The organism is Paenibacillus sp. FSL L8-0663 (assembly GCF_038008125.1).
Taxonomy (GTDB): Bacteria; Bacillota; Bacilli; order Paenibacillales; family Paenibacillaceae; genus Paenibacillus; species Paenibacillus polymyxa_D.
The window spans coordinates 3,980,577-4,003,393 of sequence record NZ_JBBOYM010000001.1; the positions used below are offsets into that span (position 1 = coordinate 3,980,577).

Below are 22,817 nucleotides of genomic sequence, written 5' to 3' on the forward strand. Positions count from 1 at the left end.
CCACCTTCCAGCCCCCGGACAATCCACTCTCCGGTGACAGACTCTTTAAATATTTCTGCTTTTTGTATCTATATCTCATTTAACCGAACAGCTGATGATATAGTTTTTGACCGTTGGCAACACTCCGTACACCGTGTATGAGAAGCCTTCCGTTTTTGAATAAAATCATTCGATGCTTAAAAGCATAAAATTCAACGAAATAAGGGGTTCTTTTTACACGATCTGCTATAAGCCTGCCCATTTTTTCTGCATCATCGAGCGTGATCGGACGTTGTGGGTCTGGAAGAACCTGTACAACGTTCCGTCCGCACAGAGCAGCATACGCCGAGCGACGTGATGCTGTCAGTGCAGGAAACGTAGGATGTTCTCCACAGGTTGGACAATCTTGGTTACGGATGCGGGAAATCCCTATGTCCATCTGCGTGTTCTCCCATAAATCAAATAGATGAACCTTGCGACGCATCTTATCACGTCCGCCGCTCAGCCACTTCATGGCTTCTGCACATTGGAGGGCGGCTGTCACCTGGACTGCGGGTGAGATGATTCCAGCCGTATCGCAGGTCTGATTGATCGCAGGCAGCGATGGCAGAAGGCAGCGTAAACAAGCTGACTCGCCCGGCACGAATGGAAAAACAACGCCTGTGCTTCCAACACAGGCTCCATAAATCCATGGAATTCCTGCCTTCAGTGCAGCATCGTTGATCAGCAGACGAGTTTCGAAATTGTCCGTAGCATCCATCAGTAATATACTCTTGCTGGCAAGTTCTAGAACAAGCTCAGCATCTAAATTATCGAGATATGTGTGCAAGCGCACGTCTTCTCGTATGGCTTTCAGCCTTTTTTCGGCTGCCATAACCTTGGGCTGCATTTCCGCGGCGTCCTGCTCCGTGAACAGCTGCTGACGTTGCAGATTCGACATCTCTACGTAATCCCTGTCAACAAGATGGAGCTCCCCAACGCCCGCTCTTACCAGTGTTTCGGCGATGGCAGAACCCAGTGCCCCGCAACCGATAATGGTGACGACAGCAGCGGATAGATTACGCTGCCCTTCGCCACCAATGGGTCTAAATAAGATCTGTCTGGAATAACGCTCATTCATTAGATTGTGTCCCTTGATAATACAGCCATATGACGAGGATCAGGCTAGCCAGCGCCACTTGGGAGAGCAGCATGAATCCAATGGAGTAATGGCCAGTAGCGGCATGAATCGTCGACAACAAGATCGGAGGGAAAAAGCCACCGAGACCGCCCATCATGGATACAATTCCGTTAACTATACCTGCTTGTTTATTAAAATAAAATGGAACTAGCTTGAAGATGACGCCATTCCCTACTCCAGCACATACAGCGATCGCCAAGCAGCCTACTGTATAAAGGGTGATCCCTGGTGAAAAAGCCAAAAGAATCGCAGCGACCGTATAAACAGAGAACGTGCCTACCAGCAGGAACAGAGGCTGAAACCGATCCGCCAGCCAGCCACCGATAGGGCGGAAGAAAGTAGCAATCGCAATAAAGCCTGCTGTACGCATCCCTGCATCCACTTTGGTCAGTTCAAAATTTGATACCAGGAAATTCGGCAAGTACACCGTGAACGCTACAAATGAGCCAAATGTAATAAAATAAAAGAGCGAGAAAAACCAAAGCTTCTCATTTTTATAAACCCCTTTGATCTGCTCCATAATGGGCGTCTTCACTTTAGCTTCATGACGATCCCCAAAGAAGAAATTCAAAACGATAAAAACAAGCAGCAGAATGAGATACAGCTTCACTGTAGGGGCCCAGCCGATTTGGGTAGCCACAATAGGGGCCGAGAAGGTAGTGACGGCTGTTCCCAAGTTTCCTATACCATACATTCCATTTACAAACCCATGCTTTTCCTTTGGATAATACTTCGGCAGCGAAGTCACCCCAACCGAGAACACAGCTCCTCCAATCCCAAGGAACAAGCCACCAATAATTAAATCCGTCATCGTAGAAGCTTCACTGATATAGTAGACGGGAAACAAAAGCAAAATAAAGCTAACGAGAAAAACGATTCTTGCTCCGAAGATGTTGGCATAATAACCAAGCGGGATGCGCAGAATCGAACCAAGCACGACCGGAATCGCCGTGACCATGGCCAATTTTCCGGGCGGAATAGCAATATCCTCCGTAATGAACGGCATAAGCGAAGAAATGATAACCCATACCATGAATCCAAGAATCAAGTTCAATGTTTGTAACGGTAACTGCATTTTTCTAATCATTTAACTCACCTTTTCAACGTTTTTTCTGTCGAATTATTAAATTGAATTTCTGTCCCCATTGTAGCCGCTAGCCGATCTGTTCGAATATAGGGGACTCCCCTTTACCCGACAGGGGACTCCCTGAAAATATAAAAAAGCCGCTTCTATAGGAAGCGGCTTGGTCTTTTTAAGAGATAAGTGTATTTAATTTGTCACATAACTTGGTTAGATCATTCCGATTGATCTGTTGCTCTGCCATAGGAAAAAGTACAGTTTCTTCTTTTATAAAATGTACAGTCAGCACTTCAAAGGCCTCTCCCGCGTTCTTGGCTGCCTCTTGAATGTCATCAAGCGTGAGCAAACTCAAATCGCCCTCCGTCTGATGAAGAAAATGATCGATATAGCCCTCTATTTCACGGTGCTCCTCCTGTATACCGACGAGCGGTCCCTGCTCAAAACCAATGTAGGTTCCTAGCATAGAAAAGAAGTGTTCTTCTTCCTTTTCGGTATGTTTCTTGAGGGGTACCCTAAAGTCGAGAATCTGCATTCTCAGTTTTTCCAGTTGCTTGCGGCCTTCTTCCAAATCTAGTATTCTGTGCTGCTCAAACCACAATACAATGGCATGCCATTCATCCATCAGATATGTTAGATATCGATGCTCATTTTCAAGAATACGCATGGCAGGTTTGGAAAAGCGCAGTTTCTCATTTTCCAGCACGCGGATTTCCTCCATTCATCGGCTAAAAATCCAGCATTTTTTTCTTTAATGCATATTGGACCAGTTCAGGCCGGCTTCTTAAATTCAATTTTTCCATGATCTTCGCTTTATTTGCTTCCACCGTCTTGACAGAGATGAACAGCTTTTCCGCAACTTCCTTGTTACCGTAACCTTTTGCGACCAGAGGCAGAATCTCCAGTTCCCGCTTGGACAGGATCTCATAAGGATCTTCTGATTGTGACGTTGTATCTTTTTTGATGAACTCACGAACGAGAGAAGTAGCCATTTTAGGATGGATATAAGTCCCACCCCCATGAATGGTTCGTATGGCAAGTAATAGCTCCTCATCTGGAGCATTTTTCAAAACGTATCCTGAAGCACCATTCTTTAAAATATGAAAAAGATATTCTTCATCGTCATGCATGGTCAAAATCAGAATTTTAGTATCAGGGTGGTCTTCTTTAATCTTGCCTGTGGCGATCAATCCACTTTCGCCTGGGGGCATGCTGAGGTCCATGATTAGAATATCCGGACGATATTTAGCTACCATCGTATACGCTTCAATGCCATCCGCAGCCGTTCCGACAACCTCCATATCCGATTGGAAGTTCAAAATCATGGAAAATCCGCTTCGTACAATAGCATGGTCATCCGCTAACACAATTTTGATCAAGTCTCTATTCCTCCTCTTGGCCAATCGGAATTTGCAAAAAGACTTTGGTTCCCTGACCCACATTTGATAGGACGCCAAAACTTCCGCCTACCAGCTCTGCTCGCTCCTGCATGCCATATAAACCTAATCCCGTTCCAATAGGCTGGCTCCCCTTTTCAAAGCCAATTCCATCGTCCTCTACAGTCAAACGAAGCGTATGATCGTGCTCAGTCAAAGAAACTTTAACCATGTCTACCTGTGCATATTTTAAGGCATTGAGAACAGCCTCTTGGCAGACACGGTAAATGACCGTTTCCTTTTCACTTCCGTATCGCTTTTGGGGAAGATCCGACACAAATTCAACGACAAGACCAAAGCTTTGTTCAACCCTCTTAAAGTGGGAACGAAATGCCGCTTCAAGCCCAAAATCATCAAGTGTGGCGGGGCGTAGTTCCACAGACAGGTTGCGGATATCATCCAGCAATCGCGTCATGGATGCTTCAGTCTGCTTCATGTTTTTGATGAGCTGTTCATCATTCGTCATGTATTTTAACACCCGCAGCTCAACAACCGCACTCATCAATTCCTGGGCGACGCTGTCGTGCAGTTCCCTGGAAAGCCGTTTACGCTCATTTTCCTGCGCTTCAATGACATGCTTCATCATTTTGTTTTGATACAATTTTTCCTGCGTCTGAAATTGCGGAGTCAAGTCCCTCAACATCAACACCCTTGTTCCATGTTCAGAATCAATGGTGTGAAAAGAAGCGGCATAGGGGATCATTCCGTTGCTCTTTGTTTCCAGATATACCTGAAAAGAAGCGAAATCCTTGGATTCTGGCATATTGAAATAACAATCAAGGCAGGTACGGGGCTCCGTTTCGCTTGTATAGCCCCTGCATGTTCCACACAAAGCTTTTTCCTTCCCTTCATAGAGTTGAATGAGGACGTCATCGCTCACAATCTCCTCCGCTGCCGGGTTCATAGCTAGGGTGTTCCCTTGCCCATCAAAAAAGAAAATGGCTTCTGTACTGTTCTCAAACAACTTCACCATTAGCGCATTCAAAGAGCCAGTCCCTACAGATAATGTCAATTACATCACTTCCTTCCCGTTCAACTCTCCAAATCCCCTATGCGCCAAAGCTTCCAAATCACGCATCATGGCTGCGGTCATCAGCAGTTCTTCCCGAAATCCACCAAGCAGTACGCCCGCGACGCGAGCATCATTCCATAGGGGAACAGCCCCGAGACTCTTGAGTTTCTCGGATTGAACGATCGGGTAGTTAAACAGGTTGTCTGCCCCCACATATTGATGAACAGATGGAATGAAAACGGATTTCCCAGTTTTGAACACGACTCCTGCTATGCCCTTTCCGGATTGCAGTACAATTCGCTTAAAGCGATCATTTAAATTACCGGCTGCATTTTTCCATTTAATTACGTATTGATATTCGGCCGGTTCAACCAGAGCAAGCGCCATGAAATCATAACCGAAATGTTCGCGTATTCGCTCAAGCTCCCTTTGATAATCCATCCTATTATTCATCGCTCTCTCCTAATAGAATTAGGAAAGAAGGCAGAGCCCGCTTTCCTAATTCGATTTATGTCTTCTGTAAAGGATATAACTTCTGCGCACATAATTCAACGGAACACTCCACACATGTACAAGCCGGGTAAACGGCCAGAATGCAAAAATCGCAAAGGCCATAAGAATATGAAGCTTGAAGGACATCGGTACGTCTCTCATCAGTGTCGGGTCGACACGGAATACGAATAAACCGCGGAACCAGATTGAGATCGTCTCTCGATAATCGAATTCTGGCTGTACCGCATTCGTTACGAGAGTCGCAAACATCCCCATGCATACAATGGCCAAAAGCAATACGTTTACTATCAAATCAGACGCCGTACTTAAATGGCGCACATTGCGTATTGTAAATCGACGAGAGGTAAGAATCAACATACCGAGGAACGTCATCGCTCCAAATATTCCACCAATATAAACTGCTCCAATATGATATAGATGATCGTTTACACCCAGTGCATGCATCCAGGTTTTGGGTATGCCCAGACCGGATACATGACCCATAATAACCGGGATAATACCCAGGTGGAATAAGAGACTTCCGATCATCAATTGTTTCTTTTCAATAAACTCACTTGATTTCGCTGTCCAATTGAACTGATCATTTCTGTAGCGGAAAATATGCCCTACAATAAAGACAACCACACACATATAAGGGAAAATAACCCATAAAAACTGCTCTAGCATCATCATTGCGCAGCTGCCTCCTGTTCTACGCAAGCTTTAAGCGTTTCGCGCAGTCCCTTGACCAGATGAAAATACGGGCTTTCCATTTTCTCCAGCGCTTTAAGTAAATGATATGTGCCGTCTTCCAGGATCGCGATTGGCATACGGAAGTTTTCTGTCGTCTTCGGATCTTGCGACCATTCGGCGGCATACAGAAATTCACACATGAGCGGAAGGTAATCTGGCAGCTCACCATCTGGCATTTCAAGACCATACATCTCGTATAGCACCTTTAACTTGACCAACATTTGTCCCCGTTCTTTTGCATCTTCGAATTTGAAGTAAGTCATATATAGTGCACAATTTTTTTGAAAATCAAAGGTTTCTGTATACATTTCCTGAATCTCTTCCATACTGAACTCTTGCATAAGGGACCAGTAGGTGTTCGCATACGTATATGCCGGATGGTTTGGATCAAACGATGCTTCCAGAAAAGCCGGATGAAAATCCAGCTTTTCCGGGTACATGAGTTGTTGGGCGAAAAACCCGAATGATGGCTTGCATTCATACAGCTTCGCTACATTAATCACGCCAAATACCCCCGTAGAAGTTTTCTTCATACATTTCTTTTCCCGTTTTCAAAGGCTCTTCCATCCCCATTGAACTTGCCATACTACAGCCGTCACATCCAGATCCTGAACCCATATTTCCCATGGTATCGCCGTAACCCGCAGATCCTTGAGCCCGGTACGGATTCGAATATCCTTCTTTATGCGACGTTGGAATGACGAAACGATCCTCATACTTGGCAATCGCCAGAAGCCGATACATCTGCTCAGTCTGCCGAGGTGTCATGCCAATGCGCTCAAGACGGCTTTCATCAAAAGATTGTCCTGTGGATTGAGCACGCATATAGGAGCGCATCATAGCCATTCTTTGCAAGGATTCCTTCACGGTTTGGGTGTCGCCCGCCGTCAGCATATTGGCAAGGTACTGAATAGGGGTACGCATTTCTTCGATAGCCGGAAAAATCATATCGGGATTCTCAATCGAGTCTTTCCCTTCAAAGTAATTCATGATCGGGCTAAGTGGTGGAACATACCAGACCATAGGTAATGTACGATATTCCGGATGAAGCGGGAATGCCAGCTTGTGCTCAATGGCAAGCTTGTAGACCGGCGAGTTCTGCGCTGCTTCAATCCAGTCCTCCGAGATGCCGTCTTTTCTCGCTTGAGCGATCACTGCCGGATCACTAGGATCCATGAACAGGTCACACTGCGCCTTATAAAGCTCTTTCTCGTCCTGCGTAGAAGCGGCCTCAAGCACCCGATCCGCGTCATACAGCATAACACCGAGGTAGCGAATTCGTCCTGTACATGTCTCGGAGCAGACTGTCGGCAGGCCTGCTTCCACACGTGGGAAACAGAAGGTACATTTTTCCGCTTTGTTCGTCTGCCAGTTAAAGTACACTTTTTTGTATGGACAGCCCGTCATGCAATACCGCCAGCCGCGACATGCTTCCTGATCCACGAGCACAATTCCGTCCTCGTCCCGTTTGTACATAGCACCTGAAGGACAGGACGCGACACAGCTCGGATTTAAACAATGTTCGCAAAGCCGTGGGAGATAAACCATGAACGACTTCTCAAAGTTAAATTTAATCTCTTCTTCGATTTTCTGAATATTTGGATCAAGCGGACCGGTTACATGCGCACCCGCCAGGTCATCTTCCCAGTTTGGACCCCACTCCAAATCCATTTTTTCACCCGTTACCGCAGAGTGCGCGCGTGCCACAGGTGAATGCTTCTGTTCACCAGCGTTGGTCAGTTGTTCGTAATTGTAAGTCCAGGGCTCATAATAATCTTTCATTTCCGGCATATCTGGATTGTAAAAAATCTTACCCAGTGCTATTTTGGACAGCTTGTTGCCTGACTTCAGTTCCAATTTCCCTTTGCGGAGCTGCCAGCCGCCTTTATACAATTCCTGGTCTTCCCAGCGCTTCGGATAACCGATACCGGGTTTGGTTTCCACATTGTTAAACCACATATATTCCGCACCTTTGCGGTTCGTCCAGGTTGTTTTACATGTCACGCTGCACGTATGGCAGCCAATACATTTATCCAGGTTCATGACCATGGCAATTTGAGCTTTAATCTTCAAGCCAGTTAACCTCCTTCATTTTACGTACCGCAACGTACACATCACGCTGGTTGCCGATTGGACCATAATAGTTGAATCCATAACTAAGCTGAGCATATCCACCGACCATCTGGGTTGGTTTGAGATGAATTCTTGTTGGTGCGTTATGACTACCGCCGCGTGTATCCGTGATTTCAGAGCCTGGCACTTGAATGTGCTTATCCTGAGCATGGTACATGAACATAGTCCCTCTTGGCATCCGATGGCTGACAACGGCCCGGGCGGTTACGACGCCATTACGGTTGTATACCTCTACCCAGTCATTGTCAGCAAGATCGTGCGCCTCTGCGTCTTCATTGTTGATCCATACGGTAGGACCTCCACGAAACAGCGTAAGCATGTGCTGGTTATCCTGGTAGGTGGAGTGAATATTCCATTTACCGTGCGGTGTCAGATAGCGAAGCACGAGTGAATCTTGTCCGCCTTTTATTTCCCGATCCCGAGGACCGAACACCATCGGTGGCAACGTCGGTTTGTAGATCGGCAATGATTCTCCAAATTGTTGGAAAATCTCATGATCAATATAGAAATGCTGTCTTCCCGTCAAAGTACGAAACGGAACGAGACGTTCAATATTCGTTGTAAATGGTGAATAGCGGCGTCCCTTCTTGTTCGATCCAGTGAATACTGGTGTCGGTATAACTTCCCGAGGCTGTGCCGTGATACTTTGGAAAGTGATTCTTTCCGCTGCCCGATCAGCCGAGATGTCTTTAAGTTCAACACCGTGAAGCTCTTCTGCCTGCTCATAAGCCTTTTGCGATACCCGTCCATTAGTCGCGGATGAAAGATGAAGAATTGCATTGGCCACTTGGCGAGCTGTCTGGATTTTTGGCAGTCCGTCTTTAATGGACTCATCGTAATAAACTCCGTTCAACTTTTTCATTTCCTCATATTCTTCTGCTACGGAGAAGCTGACGCCATGCGCACCTGCTTTCCCAGTAGTCAAATTCGGACCGAGTGAGATAAATTTATCGTGAATTTTAGTATAGTCACGTTCGATGATGCTGAAATTCGGCATGGTTTTACCCGGGGTCGCTTCAATCTCACCCTTCGTCCAATCCTTTACAAGACCCATCGGCTGTGAAATTTCACCCACACTGTCGTGTGCAAGCGGCACGGTCACAAGGTCTTTATATATACCTGGCAGGTACTCTTTCGCCATATCAGAAAAGACTTCGGAAAGCTGGCGGTAAATATCCCAGTCCGCACGGGATTCCCACAGTGGATTAACGGCCGGATTAAACGGGTGTACGAAAGGATGCATATCGGTGGACGACAAATCCGTTTTCTCGTACCAGGTTGCCGCCGGAAGCACGATATCCGCATACAATGGGGTTGTCGTCATCCGGAAATCAAGTGCAACCATCAGATCAAGCTTTCCTTCTACATCTTCTCTCCAGACGATTTCCTCCGGTTTCTGCTCCTCGTTCGGCCGGGCAAGCAGGGCATCAGATGCTCCGAGTAAATGCTTCATGAAATACTCTTGCCCCTTCGCCGAACTGGAAATCAGATTGGATCGCCAAACAAAGAGTGAACGCGGGAAGTTCTCGGCTGCCCCAGGATCTTCTACAGCGAAGCGTGTCTTACGTGATTTAATCTCTTCCACAGAATGATTAATGATTTCCTCGTTGGACTTTTTGCCTAATTGCGCTGCCTCTTCGGCGAACAACAGACTATTTTTATTAAACTGTGGATAAGAAGGCAGCCAACCCAGACGCGCTGCGAGCACGTTGTAGTCTGCTGGATGTCTGTAACTGACATCCCCGCCAGTCGGTGACTTCAAGGTGTCTGTTCCACTTTCTTCGTAACGCCACTGCTCTGTTGCAAAGTAGAAAAACGATGTAGCATTTTGCTGTCGAGCCGCCCCTTGCCAGTCTTTTGCAAAGGCAATCGTTGACCAGCCTTCGATTGGGCGGAGCTTTTCTTGACCCACATAATGCGCCCAGCCTCCCCCGTTTACACCTTGGGAAGCCGTCAACACGACAAGGTTCAAGATGGACCGATAGATGGTGTCACTATTGAACCAGTGGTTGATACCCGCACCCATAATAATCATGGAGCGCCCTTTGGTATCGATAGCATTTTGGGCAAATTCCCGAGCAATCTGTACCACAACAGACGCCTTCACACCTGTGATCTTCTCCTGCCAGGCAGGGGTATAATGCGAAGCTTCGTCGTAATAATTCTTGGCGTTATGAGAGCTGTCATTGCGTGCGACACCGTACTGGCTCATCATCAAATCGTACACGGTTGCTACGTAACGTTCCGAGCCATCTGCCAAGCGTACTTTTTTGACTGGAATTACACGTTTGAACGTTCCATTACCTGCGTTATCAAAATAAGGGAATACGATTTCTTCCCATTGCTCGCCATGACCTTCCACAGTGAGTGCGGGCTCAACCTTTGTTCCGTCTTCCCGCTCCAGAATCAGGTTCCATTTCTTATCCTGCTCCCAGCGCTGTCCCATCGTACCGTTCGGAACCAGCATTTCCCCCGCTGCTTCGTCATATATGACTGGCTTCCAGTCCGCATGCTGCGAAGCATCTCCAAGGTCACTCGCCCGTAGGAAACGTCCACCTTTCCAGGCTCCCTCGTGCGGATCAAGCAGAATCATAAACGGCATATCTGTATATTGTTTGGCATAGTTAATAAACATCGGTTCTTGGCGCTCTTTGTAAAACTCATCCAGAATAACATGTGTCATAGCCTGGGCTACAGCAGCATCTGTACCCGGATGTGGTGCAAGCCAGTTGTCAGCGAACTTCACATTCTCCGCCAAGTCGGGAGCCACTGATACAACTTTTGTCCCCTTATAACGTACTTCCGTCATAAAATGAGCGTCTGGCGTCCGGGTAAGTGGTACATTCGATCCCCACATGATCAGGTAACCCGCATTGTACCAATCAGAAGATTCCGGTACATCCGTCTGCTCACCCCAAATTTGAGGAGATGAAGGCGGAAGGTCGGCATACCAGTCATAGAAACTCAACATCTGTCCACCAAGAAGCGAAATGAATCTGGCTCCTGAAGCGTAGCTTATCATTGACATCGCCGGTATTGGCGTAAAGCCCGCGATCCGGTCAGGACCATACTTACGAATGGTATAGATGAGTTGCGCCGAGATCAGACGCAGGACATCGTCCCAAGCGACACGGACATGACCGCCTTTTCCGCGAGCTGCTTTGTAGAGCTTGGCTTTCTCCGGATCTTCCACAATGCTTGCCCATGCTTCCACCGGATTGGCATGTTCCTGGATGGCAGCCTGCCAAAGCCGCAACAGCTTACCGCGCATATAAGGGTATTTCACACGTAATGGACTGTATTCATACCAGGAAAATGTAGCGCCACGCGGGCATCCTCGCGGTTCAAATTCTGGCATATCTACACCGCAGGAAGGATAATCGATCTGTTGATTTTCCCAGGTAATGATGCCGTTTTTCACAAAAACCTTCCAACTACAGGAACCGGTGCAGTTCACTCCGTGAGTCGTCCGAACCACTTTGTCGTGAGACCAACGCTGTCGGTACACGTTTTCCCATTCTCTATTTTTTTCCTCAAGGATTGACCAATTTCCCGAATAGCTTTCGATCGGTTTAAAAAAGTTGAGGTTGTATTTTTTTTTCATCGATGACCAACACTCCTTTTTAGAATAAATCATCCCAACGCAAGTTCCATGGGAAGGTTCATTCGCTTACTCTCATTATGTAATTCATTCATCGCTGTTCCCATTAGGGAATGTCCTATAGCGCTACAGGAAATCCCTCGTTCTATCGAAAGATACAAAAAAGCCTCCCTCTGCTAAAGGAAGCTTATATGAAGAGATTAATTGTTCTTTTGGCCCGTTAACAGGAGCATGATAAAAGAAATGAGTATGATAGAGCACGTCCAGGCCCAGGCCATAGGAAGATGCCCAGAATCCACCGCAATATAAATGGCCGTCGGAATCGTTTGTGTTTTACCCGGAATATTTCCGGCAATCATCAACGTAGCACCAAATTCGCCCAGACCGCGGGCAAAACCGAGTATAAAGGCAGCTTTAAAAGAAGGGAAAATTAAAGGAAAGGTGATATACCGGAAAACCTGCCATTCACTTGCACCCATCGAACGTCCCGCGTTTTCCAAGTCCTGGTCAACAGAAGACAATCCCATTTTCAGTGTCCGATAGACAAGAGGAAAAGCCACTACCACCGCTGCTATAACCCCAGCCCACCACGAGAATATAATAGGTTCTCCAAACCATTGCTCCACAAAACGTCCGAACCCGCTTTTTCGTCCTAGTAATATTAGTAGTAAAAAACCAACAACCGTCGGTGGGAGTACCAAGGGCAGCATAAGCACAGTTTCAACAACCGTTTTCCCTTTATATAAACCTAACCGTGACATGGACCATGCCACAAGCAAGCCTAATATGATTACTAGAACGCTGGATAACAGTGCAACCTGCAACGATAAGCGGATAGGAGGCCAATATTCATTCCAATCTATATCTTGCATGCTCACTTCGGTATGGTAAATCCATACTTAGCCATAATATTCAGAGATTCTTGTGATTGTAGGTATGCATAAAAGTCTTCGGCTTCTTGAATGTGCTTTGAACCTTTGATAATCCCGATTGGATAGTCAACAGGTGAATAGGTTTTGGGATCCACCTCAAAGGCGATTTTTGCCTTTTGTGAAGTCAACGCATCTGTTTTATATACAAATCCGACATCAGCATTCCCAGTTTCCACATATTGCAGCACTTGTCTAACGTCTTTCGCTTGAACCAGCTTGCTCTGTAACGTGTCCCAAAGCTTCGCTTTCGTCAGCGCTTCCTGTGCGTAGTTGCCTGCAGGAACACTTTCAGGAATTCCGATCGCAACTTTCTTCACTTCTCTTTTTGTTAAATCGGTTACACTCGCAATGTCCATCGTCCCATCTGCTGGGATAACCGCGACCAATTCATTCGTCAGCCATGTTTTTTGTTTATTACTCTCTATTAACTGTTGATCTACGAGAGACTTCAAGTTTTTCTTCGAAGCGGACAGGAACAAATCCGACGGCGCTCCTTGCTCAATTTGTTTTTCCAGCGCACCAGAGCCGCCGAAGTTAAAATTCAATTTGGTGCCTGTATGGGTTGATTCGTATGAATGCTGAATTTCTTTGAGCGCATCCGTTAAACTTGCAGCTGCGGATATGGTAAGCTCAACAGTTTCAGCCTTTTTCGAAGAATCCTGGCTGGAGACCTCGTTGTTCTGGGCCGTGCTGCTACCATTTGAAGCTGATTGTTGCCCCGCACCGCACCCTGAAAGTAATAAAATGATGGAAATAACCAAAACGAAAACAGTGCTACTTTTAATTAATTTATGCAATTGGTTCGGCTCCTCATGTTAGTTCATCATTAATTAATGGGTTTCGCTATTAGCTGTGCCTGTTTCGTACGTTCGATCAATGTACAATTTTCAAGAAGAATATGATTAAAAATATCTGCTTCCAGGTCTTCTAACCGCTTCAATACGAGTCGGTGCGTACCACAAGCTTCCTGCATCGGCTCAAAGCCATTTGTGATCAAGCGCATTTCCTTCAGGAATTCCACCACCGTTTGATGTTCGTTTTGCAACTTGGACAAAATTGGATTTAACTCATCTGCTCGTTCCATTGTTGATTCTTGTAAAAATGCTTCAATCATCGGAAACACAAGGTCCTCCTCATATTGAATATGTTCTGATATTTCCTGTTTAAGCAAGGTGAACAGTTCGTTAACTCGCTTTAGATGCGGATAACGTTCGCCATGAACCCGCGTTAGTTTGGTTACATACGGCGTTAACGCCGATAGTTCTTCCCGAAGCTTCGTATGATACTCATTTTGAATATAGGCGATTAGTTCTTTGGGTTCGAGTGAAGGAGGTTGCATTTGCTTATGCTGTGCCTGCTTTTCTTCCACTTCATGTATCTGCGTCAGCAGTTCACCAGCGTGGAGACCTTGATTGGCTGCTGCTTCACGGAGCGATATTTTCCCTCCACAGCAGAAATCAATCCTCAGTTTGCGGAACAGATCTCCCGTTTTGGGTACTGCTTTCACAATGTCCGCCACCCATGTTTCTTCCGTTAACTGGCTCATCTTCCATTCCTCCATCTTACTTCGATTTTATACTTAACTTTCATTCTACGTCTCCCTTAAAGCTGAACCAATCAGGGGGTTCCCTCTTTCATTCGTGGAAAGAGCCTGATTATAAAAAATCAGAAAGCAACTGTTCAGCCGCTTCTTTCCCTTGAGCGATGCAATCTGGAATTCCAACGCCCCCATAGCCGGCACCACATAGAAAAACACCCGGTAAATCCTGTGCGAAGTCCTGTCTGATCTTCGCCATATGCTCTTTGTGTCCAATCGGATATTGCGGCATTGATCGATCACACCTACTGACTTCGGTGAATTCCGGTTCCGCTTCCAGGCCCATTAAATCTTTCAAATCTTTACGCGCGGCATCCACAAGTTGATCGTCTGTCATCTGAATCCACTCCTGTGCACCTGCATGTCCAATGTAGGTCCGTAAAAGCGTATATCCTTCAGGAGCAGTATGGCTCCACTTCGTCGAAGACCAAGTACATGCCGTAATCTTTTTGCCTTCTTTGCGGGGTACTAAAAATCCCGTTCCCTCAAAATTAAGATTAAGATCTGTGTTTTTATAAGCAAGAGCAATATTGGCTACGGAAACATAGTGAATCTTGTGTAACCAGCTAGCGCTTGCAACGCCGGAGAATAATGTAGCCGCTTCAAAAGCTGGAACAGCGCAAATCACCGCATCCGCATCTATTTTTTGTCCATGTTCTAAAATGACCTGATAACCGCTTTCTTTCCTTACTTCAACTACACCTTGCCCCATAACAAAACGTACGGTATCCAGCCTTTCCTTTAGCCGCTCCACGATCGAAGATAATCCTAGCCGATAAGAAAGAAACATACTTTTCTTAGCGATATCCGGCAGGTTGTCTTGTACTGCTGGCTTTCTCCCCGCCCCTTTAGACATACCCTTAATCAGACTTCCATGCTTTTGTTCCATTAGTTTAAATTGAGGGAAGGTTGACATGAGGCTCAGGGAATGTGTATCCCCAGCGTAAATTCCAGACAGCAGAGGTTCCGTAATCTGGTCCAGAACTTCTTTGCCGAGACGCCGTTTGATAAAATCACCTAGAGATTCGTCTGCATCACCTTTCTTTGCCGGAATGATTAAATCCAGGGCTGCCCGTGCTTTTCCCAGCGGAGAAATAAGTCCTGTCCGAATGAAGGGAGTGAGCTTTGTTGGAATGCCCAGAATGAAGCCCATCGGCATCGTATGAAGTTTGCCCTTATGCAAAATGCTAGCAGATTTGGCTTTCGGGTTTGTCGATACCAGATCTGCTTCCAGCCCCAACTCCATAGTCAAATCCAATATTGCCGTCTTTCTGGCCAAGAAAGCATCCGGTCCTTTTTCGATCATAAAATCGTTTTGGCGAACGGTTTGCAGCTTTCCTCCTAGACGTTCACTTTTCTCCACCAGTGTAATCTCCACTTCAAGTTGCCGATCCTCAGCCAGCTTTTTCACATAAAAGGCAGCACTTAAACCGCTTATTCCTCCACCGAGAATAACGACTTTTTTAGAACTTTTCTTCATGAAAACACTTTTCCTCTCCAACCCCGGGTATATAAGCGCAATAAGGGTCACTCTCCAAATAGTCTCCTGTTATTGCAAAAGCCCTTGCTCTGGAGCCCCCACAGACAGCCTTGAATTCACAGACTCCACATTTACCTTTAAGTAGGGACTTATCTCTAAGATTCATCATGATCGGAGAGTTGCGATAAATATCTGCCAAGCTATCCTTTCGTACATTCCCGCACATAAGAGGCAGGAAACCACTCGGGTATACTTCGCCGATATGACTAATAAAAACAAATCCATCTCCGTCATTTACGCCTTTAGGAGCACGTCCTAAAACATCTGCCCTCTTTTGTCCGTCTGCTACACTGTTCTCACCTGCGCTGTGCTTTTGCTGCAGCACGACCCTCCGGTAGTGAGGAGCTTCTGTAGCCTTCACTCCGTACGGCATCTGTTGCTGTATTTGATACAACCATTTCATTACGGCTTCATGCTCATCAGGAGTAATCATATCTTTCTCCATGCCACGTCCAGTTGGAACAAGGAAAAATAAACTCCATAACACGGCCTGCATTTCCTTTACTCTTTCTGCAATTTGCTCCAGATCATGAAGATTGTACCGGGATACCGTAGTGTTCACTTGAATAGGGATGTTCAGTTCCTTTAAATAACCAATTCCTCGCATGGTCGTATCGTAAGAACCCGCTGTACCCCGAAAATGATCGTGAATCTCGGCACATGAACCGTCCAGACTAAATGCCCACCGCGATAATCCAACTTGCTTTGCTTTTTCTACCGCTGTTCGTGTCACTTTAGGAGTGGCACTGGGGGTCATTGAAACCGACAGATTTTTCTCTTCAATTGCATATTGAGCCAGTTCAAACAGATCAGGACGCATTAAAGGATCTCCGCCTGTGAATACAAGCAACGGATGATTCATTTCAGCGATTTGATCTATTAGCTTCTTACCTTCTTCTAGTGTCAGTTGGCGAGGATCAGGTTTGTACTGAGCTTCCGCTCTACAGTGAAGGCACTTTAAAGCACAAGCTCGTGTAACCTCCCAGATGACTATAAACGGGTCAGTATGATAATCACGCGGCGTTTTTAAAGATATCATTGATGTCTCTCCTTTTAGAAATATAAAAACAACACAAAAACATAGAGCATCATTGAAAATCCAATTTCCGCCATGCCAACTTGTTTTGCCTTTAATCCGAGTTTAGGAAGCCATATGGCTCTTATCAAAAAAATTAAAAAAGGAACAAACAGAAATAACTTTAACCAAATGGCAAACAACAAAATCACCACATGATAGATAACGGAAGCATAATGGTAACGTATATTTTTTCTTTCACGAATGATCGTTTTGACATACAAAGCAGTTCCGATAAAGTAAAGCACCAAAAGCAAGAATAGCTCTGTTGCTACCCTCCAATCCTCTCCTCCCCCCATATAAATAACGGGATATATAAAAGAACAAAAGAGTAGAATTGCAACAATGTCATTGAGTAAAGCACGTTCATTTTTCGTTCTCGCAAAATAAATATTAGCCATAAAAAAGAGCAATAAAAGAACTCCATACCAGATCAAGGCAGGCTCAAACCATATCAGTGAAATTAACAAAGGAAGTAATATCACTCCGTATACAACGGCGGGTTTGCGGTATCTTTCACTGCTGCCTGTTTTGATCCATTGGAGGACAGGAAAACTGAATAAGTAGATAAAAAACCAGCACACAAATAGGGGTATATGAATGAGATCCCCTCGAGAAGCAGCTAAACCGAATAAAAATGGAAGAATGAGCATAGCCCAGGCTCCATGTTGATTGGGTATGTATCTGCTCATCCCCCTCAAACCCTTGATCCTTTTTTCACAATCTTTTTTATGTCTGTTATTTCGGTTAATCGATTCATCATCCATTCCCCCAAGATTGAGTTTTATCTTCTAACTTCATTCTAAGTATTATATGAAATTGAACCAATTAGGGAGTTCCCTTTTCCTTAGAGGGGAAAATCCTAACCGGAAAAATAACGCTATTTTCTTATGCTATACTGTACTAAAAAAGGGAACAAAGAAAGGATGAACTGTTATGGGAGGACCTTCTTTACGTCAACTGCATGCTCATCATGCCATTCATCAAGGCGGGCTATCTGGCGCTCTAGATAAGACGAGAGAAGTAGAGGAATTACTCGAAGCAAAAGAATTCCAGGTGGCGCGCCAGGCTGCCGACCACTTGATCGAATATTGGGAAACCCGCATTCTCAGCCATGCTGATGCAGAAGAGGAAGGATTCTATCAGGAGATGGTCGAGAAAAAACCAGAACTGCAGGAGGCTGTCGTCAAACTTACACGAGATCATGATTTGCTCCGAATCATTGTAAAAGAGCTCAAAGCCGGGATCCGTGAAGAAGGGCTTACGCCTGAAGTTCTTCAACAGTTCCACGCGCTTCTGGTTGTCAATGCCATTCATAGTCGGGAAGAAGAACGTTTATTGTTTGAGCAACCGTCATAATCAAGATGTGGCATGACGATTCACATTCTCTATAAAAACGTACCAAAGAAATAGTCCAACGCCTCTTGTGAGTATCCGTCATCTCCTTGCCAGGCTGCTACGGAATAAAAATCATGATTGCCGTGCTGTCGTTTACGAGGCGTGTCCTGTGGGACCAGCAGTCCGGCATATCCCCACACCTCCATGACAACATCACGCTCGTTTTTGCTGGATGGAAACACATCCTTCCAGCGCTTTTCCAATTGACGTGCACTGCTTTGAGCATCACAGTTCTGAACAGCTTCGAGCATGTTATGGAGTATAGCTAGATCCTCATCGGAAACCTGAACATCCTCTTCTTGACTGAACAATTCAAGGTCCATCCAGCAATACAGAAGGTAGTTCAGACGAATACCGCCCCATTTGATTCGTTCAAAATTTAGTACATTCAAATCTTTATTGACGTATTCCTTATCGGACATCATTTTATTAAAATTACAATCCCCACAGCTACTGTAATTGGGCAGGACGACAGGCCGCTCCCCATAGGTGTGCAAAGGAAGCCCTGCGGTTAATGCCCAGCTCGATAAGGCGCTTCGTAAATGAACCTTTTTCGTGGAAAGACTATGCAAAAATGCTGCTGCCACTCGTTCTTTTGTAGCCTTTTGCTGGTGCAGCTCATGCAGCCTGTTTATAATCTCGTTATGTGTAATGGTGATCGGATCGAACATCAAGCCCTTACTTTTGGCATATTCAAAATCCTCACCCGAAAAAGATCCCCGCTCCTGCTTCCAGCCGCTAGAGGACCAGAATGTGTTCATCAGTATTTTTTTCGCCTTTTTATCCACAACATATCTCCCTTACTCATCCAACACCCTCACCTCCAGCACAAAGCGCAGGGTTGTCGTGTATTTTATGTAAGATCACTATTCATTTTATACTTAAAGGCAATGGCCGTATTTCCCGACCGGGGGTCAAAATAAGAAGAGATTTTCCCCCAGTTCAGTTTATATTCCATATAGGGGTAAGGCTTTGTTTGACGATAGCTTGGCTTTACGGACAAATGTTGCTGTAACAAACGATCATGCTCCCTTTGCCGCTTTCTCTCCCCTTCTTCAGACCAATTATCCCACGAAGTTGGAAATTCATTGCCCTGGAGCGAAATCTCCGCGACAACTAGGCTTGTATCCTTAAAGCATACAGACACAAAAAAATGCCGACGCAGCAAAGAAACCTGATCGAAATGATACCAGATATACTCATTTCCTAGCTTTCTTACAGAATGAAAATATTTAGAATACCAATCGGCCTCTAACAACTGATCTTCCGTTAAATATGAGTAAATCGCACGCTCACCATCGACCTGAATGATTCCCGATTCCCAGTCATTCATTGCTGCCACTCCTTCAGCTATTATGCCAATCTCCTACAGTTGCTCTCTGCCCTTATTTGTCCACATGATTGAAAATGGCCTGCCAGGCCCGATCTAGCACCCTCGTATGTAATTGTTTGGCATAAACAGTTCTAACGATGGCGAGAACGATCACACCCACGAATACAACACTGAGCAAAGTAATAGAGGGAACCCAATAGTCAAACATGGCATTCGCCAGCACTTGCAGCAAATGTCGTTCGGGTTGTAAATATTCCATTGCTGCAACGATGCCTGCTGCCAGCAATATGATCACTGATATAATCATAAGCATTGCATTGATTACTTTGTATTTGGCAAGCCCTCGCTGAAAAACGCGAGTTCCCGCATATTGCTCCAGCACGATGATCTGCTTGTGAAAATCATGTTCTACCTGCTCTACAGGCAGATCGTGCTCCTGAATAAATGCATGAGCTTTCTTCAGTTCGGATTGAATAAATAAACTACTCTGGATAGCAGATCCCAGCTGACCTAAAACATTCATATCTTTTCACTCCACTTCAATAGTATCTAACTTACGAGTATATAGGGTTGCCATGCTCTACAAAACGATCGGTTCCAGACTGCTCTCTAAATGAGCCTATTAGTAAAAATCAAAGTAACCCCGCCAGACTCCGTCATTCTGATGCTTGGCAAAATAAAAGCTGCCTCCATCCACAATATTCAATTGGGCTTTGGCATCCGAAGCAATCTGAAATACAAATTCATAGCCCTCGCCAAAGTCAATGCCCGATTGAATAAAGCTGGGATAGCCACCGATTTTGTGAACCGCATATATTTCCTCTACGATGTCCTCAAAATAGTCGGGTTCCTCCTCGTCCATTTGGTTAAGGGCATCGCCGTATTCCTCAGGGATGTCATCACCGTCCCAGACCGGATAATCATTCTCTTTGAGTTCAGGGAACAGCGGAAATGCTTTGATTTGCATAAATGACGGACCAAAATCTTTTTCGACCAAATCCTCTACCGACGTATACTCACGAATACACATATACCCTTCCATGTCCTCATGATCCAGTACATCGGGAGACAGGAAGACTGTCAACAGCTTGATGCTACGCATAGCTTCAGGGACAAAGGGCAAGGCCGGCAAATACAATTGCATGATCGGAGCCATAGCATTCCCCTGTACATCAATGGGTCGTTCCTCTGTTGGCAAAGCCACTGTAACTCTACCAATCCAGCTTTGTTCAAGGGAATCCGACGGTCTACGACCCCCTGTATGAAAAATCGTAGCTTTACGTTTTAGAATCGTTCTTAGCTTCTCAATAGCGTTGCTGGACAACGAAATCACTCCTTTCTAATCTAGAATAGAAACAGAACAACATCCTCGCCTGCTTTAAATCCAAACTCTCTTATTCGATCTTCCATCTCTTGAATCTGATGTAGATAATCTTCCGGCACAGCTGGCAGACCCTGTTCATTCACTAATGTCCCACCGAGTCTGGTGCGTGCATATTCGGCACTTTTCCACATCACCTCAAACACCGTTTGCGGCTGCGCGGTTCGCACCCCATCCATACTAAAAATTAAATCTGCAAAGCGATCCTCTGCGAGTGTACTCAACCAAAAAAAGCCAGGCTCGGTTCCCGTATGTACGCTAAATAGTTCATCATAACCTCCCGTCCCGTGATGGTGCGCATGGAAAATGTCCATATCTCCCCACTCCATTCCGAGACTCAGCATGACATCCCAGATATCCGCTCCACGGTAAGATTGGCCTTGATCCGCTACAAGCCTAAGCATGACAGCGTGTTCCCTTTCACCTTCCTGATCTGTAAATGCTTTAAGTTTTTCCGCTTTTGCACGTGCATGGGCAGCATCCTCTCGAGGAAGCACATGAACAGTTCCCTTCTCCTGAAAACGCGCTGGCAGTGTGTTCATAAAGTCTGCAACCTTGGCTTCATCCAAACAAACCTGCATCTCTACATTATCGAATATATCTATACAAACACAAATTTTATCAAAATGGCATTCGCCTGCTGGTCTGCGCCCCACACTAGTCCACACCTGTAAATCATGAACATGCCCATACACGATATATCCTTTGAGCAATTGCAAAATATCCTCATCTGACAACGTAAAACCACTAAATTCCACATCAATCAGCCAATAGATATTAGCATCAGGCTCCACTTGATGGATTCCTTTTATGGTCTTGACAGGCTCATGTTCCAACTCCACGGCAAGGATGCTCGATACATCCTCACTCCCATGTTCGGGTAAATTCATGAATCTCTCTCCTAACTAGCTGTTTTCACTTTACAGTTTCCTATAATTCTCAATATATATTAAACTATAAATCACCAAGCACAAAATAGTATAAAAACGGTGCTGGGTTGTTGAACTTAACTTTTAGAAATTCAAAGCTTCGAAAGGGGAGAACTCATGATGCAAAAACTTTGGCAAAAAGGGAAGGCTCTATCACTGCCTATTATGGTGTCCGCATCGCTGATATCTGGAGCGCTGTCTGTAAGTACACCTGCGGCGAATGCGGCTGCAACCAAGGAATTGCTCCAGCTATCCGGTCAGACTACTTACTATGGAGAGGTCGAGAATGGGCAGCCTAACGGACGTGGTACGATCAAATGGAGCGAATATAAGCAGTATTCGGGTGATTTTGTGAATGGCAAGCGATCAGGTACCGGAAAATATACAAATCAATACACGGATGCAGATGGACAGAATCATAAAGTCGTATACAACGGAACTTGGAGCAATGACACGATGAACGGCAAGGGTACGCAGACTGAAAAAGTGACGCAAATGGATGAAACCGTACGTTCGAACGAGATCCAGGTAGGTACTTTTCAGAACAATGGATTACAGAACGGCTACCAAGTGATCCACGCTGTGGCCGATCCAGACTACAGCTTCACTTATAAAAATAGCAATGAAATAATAAATATCTTACACAGTAATCAAGATCTGGTCCAAAGGTGGCAAAAAGGAGACCTCTTCTCCGTAAATTATAAAAATGGCTCTGTCCAAAAAGAATACTCCATGTTCCCTGAAGAGACTGCTACCAAAGAACGCCAAAGACAAGCGTCCATTAAGTATCTCAAAGGTATTACTGCCAAGGTCACTCCTCACTTGCAGCAGTTTGAAAAGCTGTCCAAGCAGATTCCGTTAAGTAATTAAACCGACGCGAAATATGTATTAGTCTCTACGCAAGAAGGCCTCTCTTTCTAATGGAAAGCTCCATTTGAAAAGAGTGGCTTTTTTCGTTTCGTTATGAA

23 protein-coding genes are annotated in these 22,817 nt (G+C 45.3%); 2 read left to right on the plus strand and 21 right to left on the minus strand.

Annotated features, from left to right (window positions below; translation table 11 throughout):
- Positions 1–79 precede the first annotated feature (79 nt).
- The 16 genes from MKY75_RS17475 to MKY75_RS17550 form a co-directional block, all read right to left on the minus strand.
- Positions 80–1,099, minus strand: coding sequence for a ThiF family adenylyltransferase (locus MKY75_RS17475; RefSeq protein ID WP_029515508.1), 1,020 nt, complete (start codon positions 1,097–1,099; stop codon positions 80–82).
- Positions 1,092–2,246 (minus strand): nitrate/nitrite transporter, encoded by a 1,155-nt coding sequence (locus MKY75_RS17480; protein WP_029515509.1) that lies wholly within the window; start codon positions 2,244–2,246, stop codon positions 1,092–1,094. The genes MKY75_RS17475 and MKY75_RS17480 overlap by 8 nt, the downstream gene beginning before the upstream one ends.
- A gap of 166 nt (positions 2,247–2,412) precedes the next feature.
- Positions 2,413–2,943: a hemerythrin domain-containing protein gene (locus MKY75_RS17485; RefSeq protein ID WP_029515510.1), complete on the minus strand. Its 531-nt coding sequence runs from the start codon at positions 2,941–2,943 to the stop codon at positions 2,413–2,415.
- 22 nt (positions 2,944–2,965) lie between these two features.
- A complete protein-coding gene (locus MKY75_RS17490; RefSeq protein WP_023989699.1) occupies positions 2,966–3,613 on the minus strand; it encodes a response regulator transcription factor in 648 nt (215 codons plus the stop codon).
- Positions 3,614–3,620: 7 nt separating this feature from the next.
- A complete protein-coding gene (locus tag MKY75_RS17495; protein WP_029515511.1) occupies positions 3,621–4,685 on the minus strand; it encodes a PAS domain-containing sensor histidine kinase in 1,065 nt (354 codons plus the stop codon).
- Positions 4,686–5,138, minus strand: coding sequence for a GAF domain-containing protein (locus tag MKY75_RS17500; RefSeq protein WP_029515512.1), 453 nt, complete (start codon positions 5,136–5,138; stop codon positions 4,686–4,688). It abuts the gene before it with no gap.
- Between the two features lie 45 nt (positions 5,139–5,183).
- The gene (narI, locus tag MKY75_RS17505; protein WP_029515513.1) at positions 5,184–5,867 is read right to left on the minus strand and encodes a respiratory nitrate reductase subunit gamma; all 684 of its coding nucleotides are present in this window, start codon (positions 5,865–5,867) and stop codon (positions 5,184–5,186) included.
- Positions 5,867–6,433, minus strand: coding sequence for a nitrate reductase molybdenum cofactor assembly chaperone (narJ, locus tag MKY75_RS17510; RefSeq protein ID WP_029515514.1), 567 nt, complete (start codon positions 6,431–6,433; stop codon positions 5,867–5,869). Before narJ ends, narI begins: the two co-directional genes overlap by 1 nt.
- Positions 6,426–8,003, minus strand: a complete 1,578-nt coding sequence (gene narH, locus MKY75_RS17515) for a nitrate reductase subunit beta (protein ID WP_028542275.1) — start codon at positions 8,001–8,003, stop codon at positions 6,426–6,428. The genes narJ and narH overlap by 8 nt, the downstream gene beginning before the upstream one ends.
- Positions 7,993–11,667 (minus strand): nitrate reductase subunit alpha, encoded by a 3,675-nt coding sequence (locus tag MKY75_RS17520; protein ID WP_340886114.1) that lies wholly within the window; start codon positions 11,665–11,667, stop codon positions 7,993–7,995. Before MKY75_RS17520 ends, narH begins: the two co-directional genes overlap by 11 nt.
- A gap of 197 nt (positions 11,668–11,864) precedes the next feature.
- Positions 11,865–12,542, minus strand: a complete 678-nt coding sequence (gene modB, locus MKY75_RS17525) for a molybdate ABC transporter permease subunit (protein WP_340886116.1) — start codon at positions 12,540–12,542, stop codon at positions 11,865–11,867.
- Positions 12,539–13,393, minus strand: coding sequence for a molybdate ABC transporter substrate-binding protein (gene modA / locus MKY75_RS17530; RefSeq protein ID WP_340886117.1), 855 nt, complete (start codon positions 13,391–13,393; stop codon positions 12,539–12,541). The genes modB and modA overlap by 4 nt, the downstream gene beginning before the upstream one ends.
- Positions 13,394–13,422: 29 nt before the next feature.
- The gene (gene ric / locus MKY75_RS17535; protein WP_029515518.1) at positions 13,423–14,142 is read right to left on the minus strand and encodes an iron-sulfur cluster repair di-iron protein; all 720 of its coding nucleotides are present in this window, start codon (positions 14,140–14,142) and stop codon (positions 13,423–13,425) included.
- A gap of 109 nt (positions 14,143–14,251) precedes the next feature.
- Positions 14,252–15,673 carry a protoporphyrinogen oxidase gene (hemG, locus tag MKY75_RS17540; RefSeq protein WP_029515519.1) on the minus strand — a complete coding sequence of 474 codons (1,422 nt, stop codon included), beginning with the start codon at positions 15,671–15,673 and terminating at the stop codon, positions 14,252–14,254.
- Positions 15,657–16,772, minus strand: a complete 1,116-nt coding sequence (locus MKY75_RS17545; RefSeq protein ID WP_069010498.1) for a TIGR04053 family radical SAM/SPASM domain-containing protein — start codon at positions 16,770–16,772, stop codon at positions 15,657–15,659. The genes hemG and MKY75_RS17545 overlap by 17 nt, the downstream gene beginning before the upstream one ends.
- 14 nt (positions 16,773–16,786) lie before the next feature.
- Entirely contained in the window at positions 16,787–17,575 is a 789-nt protein-coding gene (locus MKY75_RS17550) for a YwiC-like family protein (RefSeq protein WP_049816889.1), read from the minus strand.
- Between the two features lie 169 nt (positions 17,576–17,744).
- Here MKY75_RS17550 and MKY75_RS17555 point away from each other — a divergent pair, with 169 nt between their 5' ends.
- Positions 17,745–18,167: a hemerythrin domain-containing protein gene (locus tag MKY75_RS17555; RefSeq protein ID WP_029515522.1), complete on the plus strand. Its 423-nt coding sequence runs from the start codon at positions 17,745–17,747 to the stop codon at positions 18,165–18,167.
- Positions 18,168–18,196: 29 nt separating this feature from the next.
- Here the strand turns inward: MKY75_RS17555 and MKY75_RS17560 are convergent, their stop codons facing one another.
- From MKY75_RS17560 to MKY75_RS17580, 5 genes are all read right to left on the minus strand, one after another.
- On the minus strand, positions 18,197–18,994 hold the full coding sequence (locus MKY75_RS17560) for a hypothetical protein (protein ID WP_029515523.1): 798 nt from the start codon (positions 18,992–18,994) through the stop codon (positions 18,197–18,199).
- A 65-nt stretch (positions 18,995–19,059) separates the two neighbouring features.
- A complete protein-coding gene (locus tag MKY75_RS17565) occupies positions 19,060–19,539 on the minus strand; it encodes a hypothetical protein (RefSeq protein WP_029515524.1) in 480 nt (159 codons plus the stop codon).
- A gap of 52 nt (positions 19,540–19,591) precedes the next feature.
- On the minus strand, positions 19,592–20,062 hold the full coding sequence (locus MKY75_RS17570; protein WP_029515525.1) for a DUF6097 family protein: 471 nt from the start codon (positions 20,060–20,062) through the stop codon (positions 19,592–19,594).
- A 99-nt stretch (positions 20,063–20,161) separates the two neighbouring features.
- Positions 20,162–20,863 carry a DUF1963 domain-containing protein gene (locus MKY75_RS17575; RefSeq protein WP_029515526.1) on the minus strand — a complete coding sequence of 234 codons (702 nt, stop codon included), beginning with the start codon at positions 20,861–20,863 and terminating at the stop codon, positions 20,162–20,164.
- Positions 20,864–20,883: 20 nt separating this feature from the next.
- Positions 20,884–21,810 carry a cell division protein ZipA C-terminal FtsZ-binding domain-containing protein gene (locus MKY75_RS17580; protein WP_340886118.1) on the minus strand — a complete coding sequence of 309 codons (927 nt, stop codon included), beginning with the start codon at positions 21,808–21,810 and terminating at the stop codon, positions 20,884–20,886.
- A gap of 159 nt (positions 21,811–21,969) precedes the next feature.
- Here MKY75_RS17580 and MKY75_RS17585 point away from each other — a divergent pair, with 159 nt between their 5' ends.
- Complete coding sequence (locus tag MKY75_RS17585; RefSeq protein WP_029515528.1) at positions 21,970–22,719, plus strand: hypothetical protein; 750 nt, start codon at positions 21,970–21,972, stop codon at positions 22,717–22,719.
- The last annotated feature ends 98 nt before the right edge of the window (positions 22,720–22,817 follow it).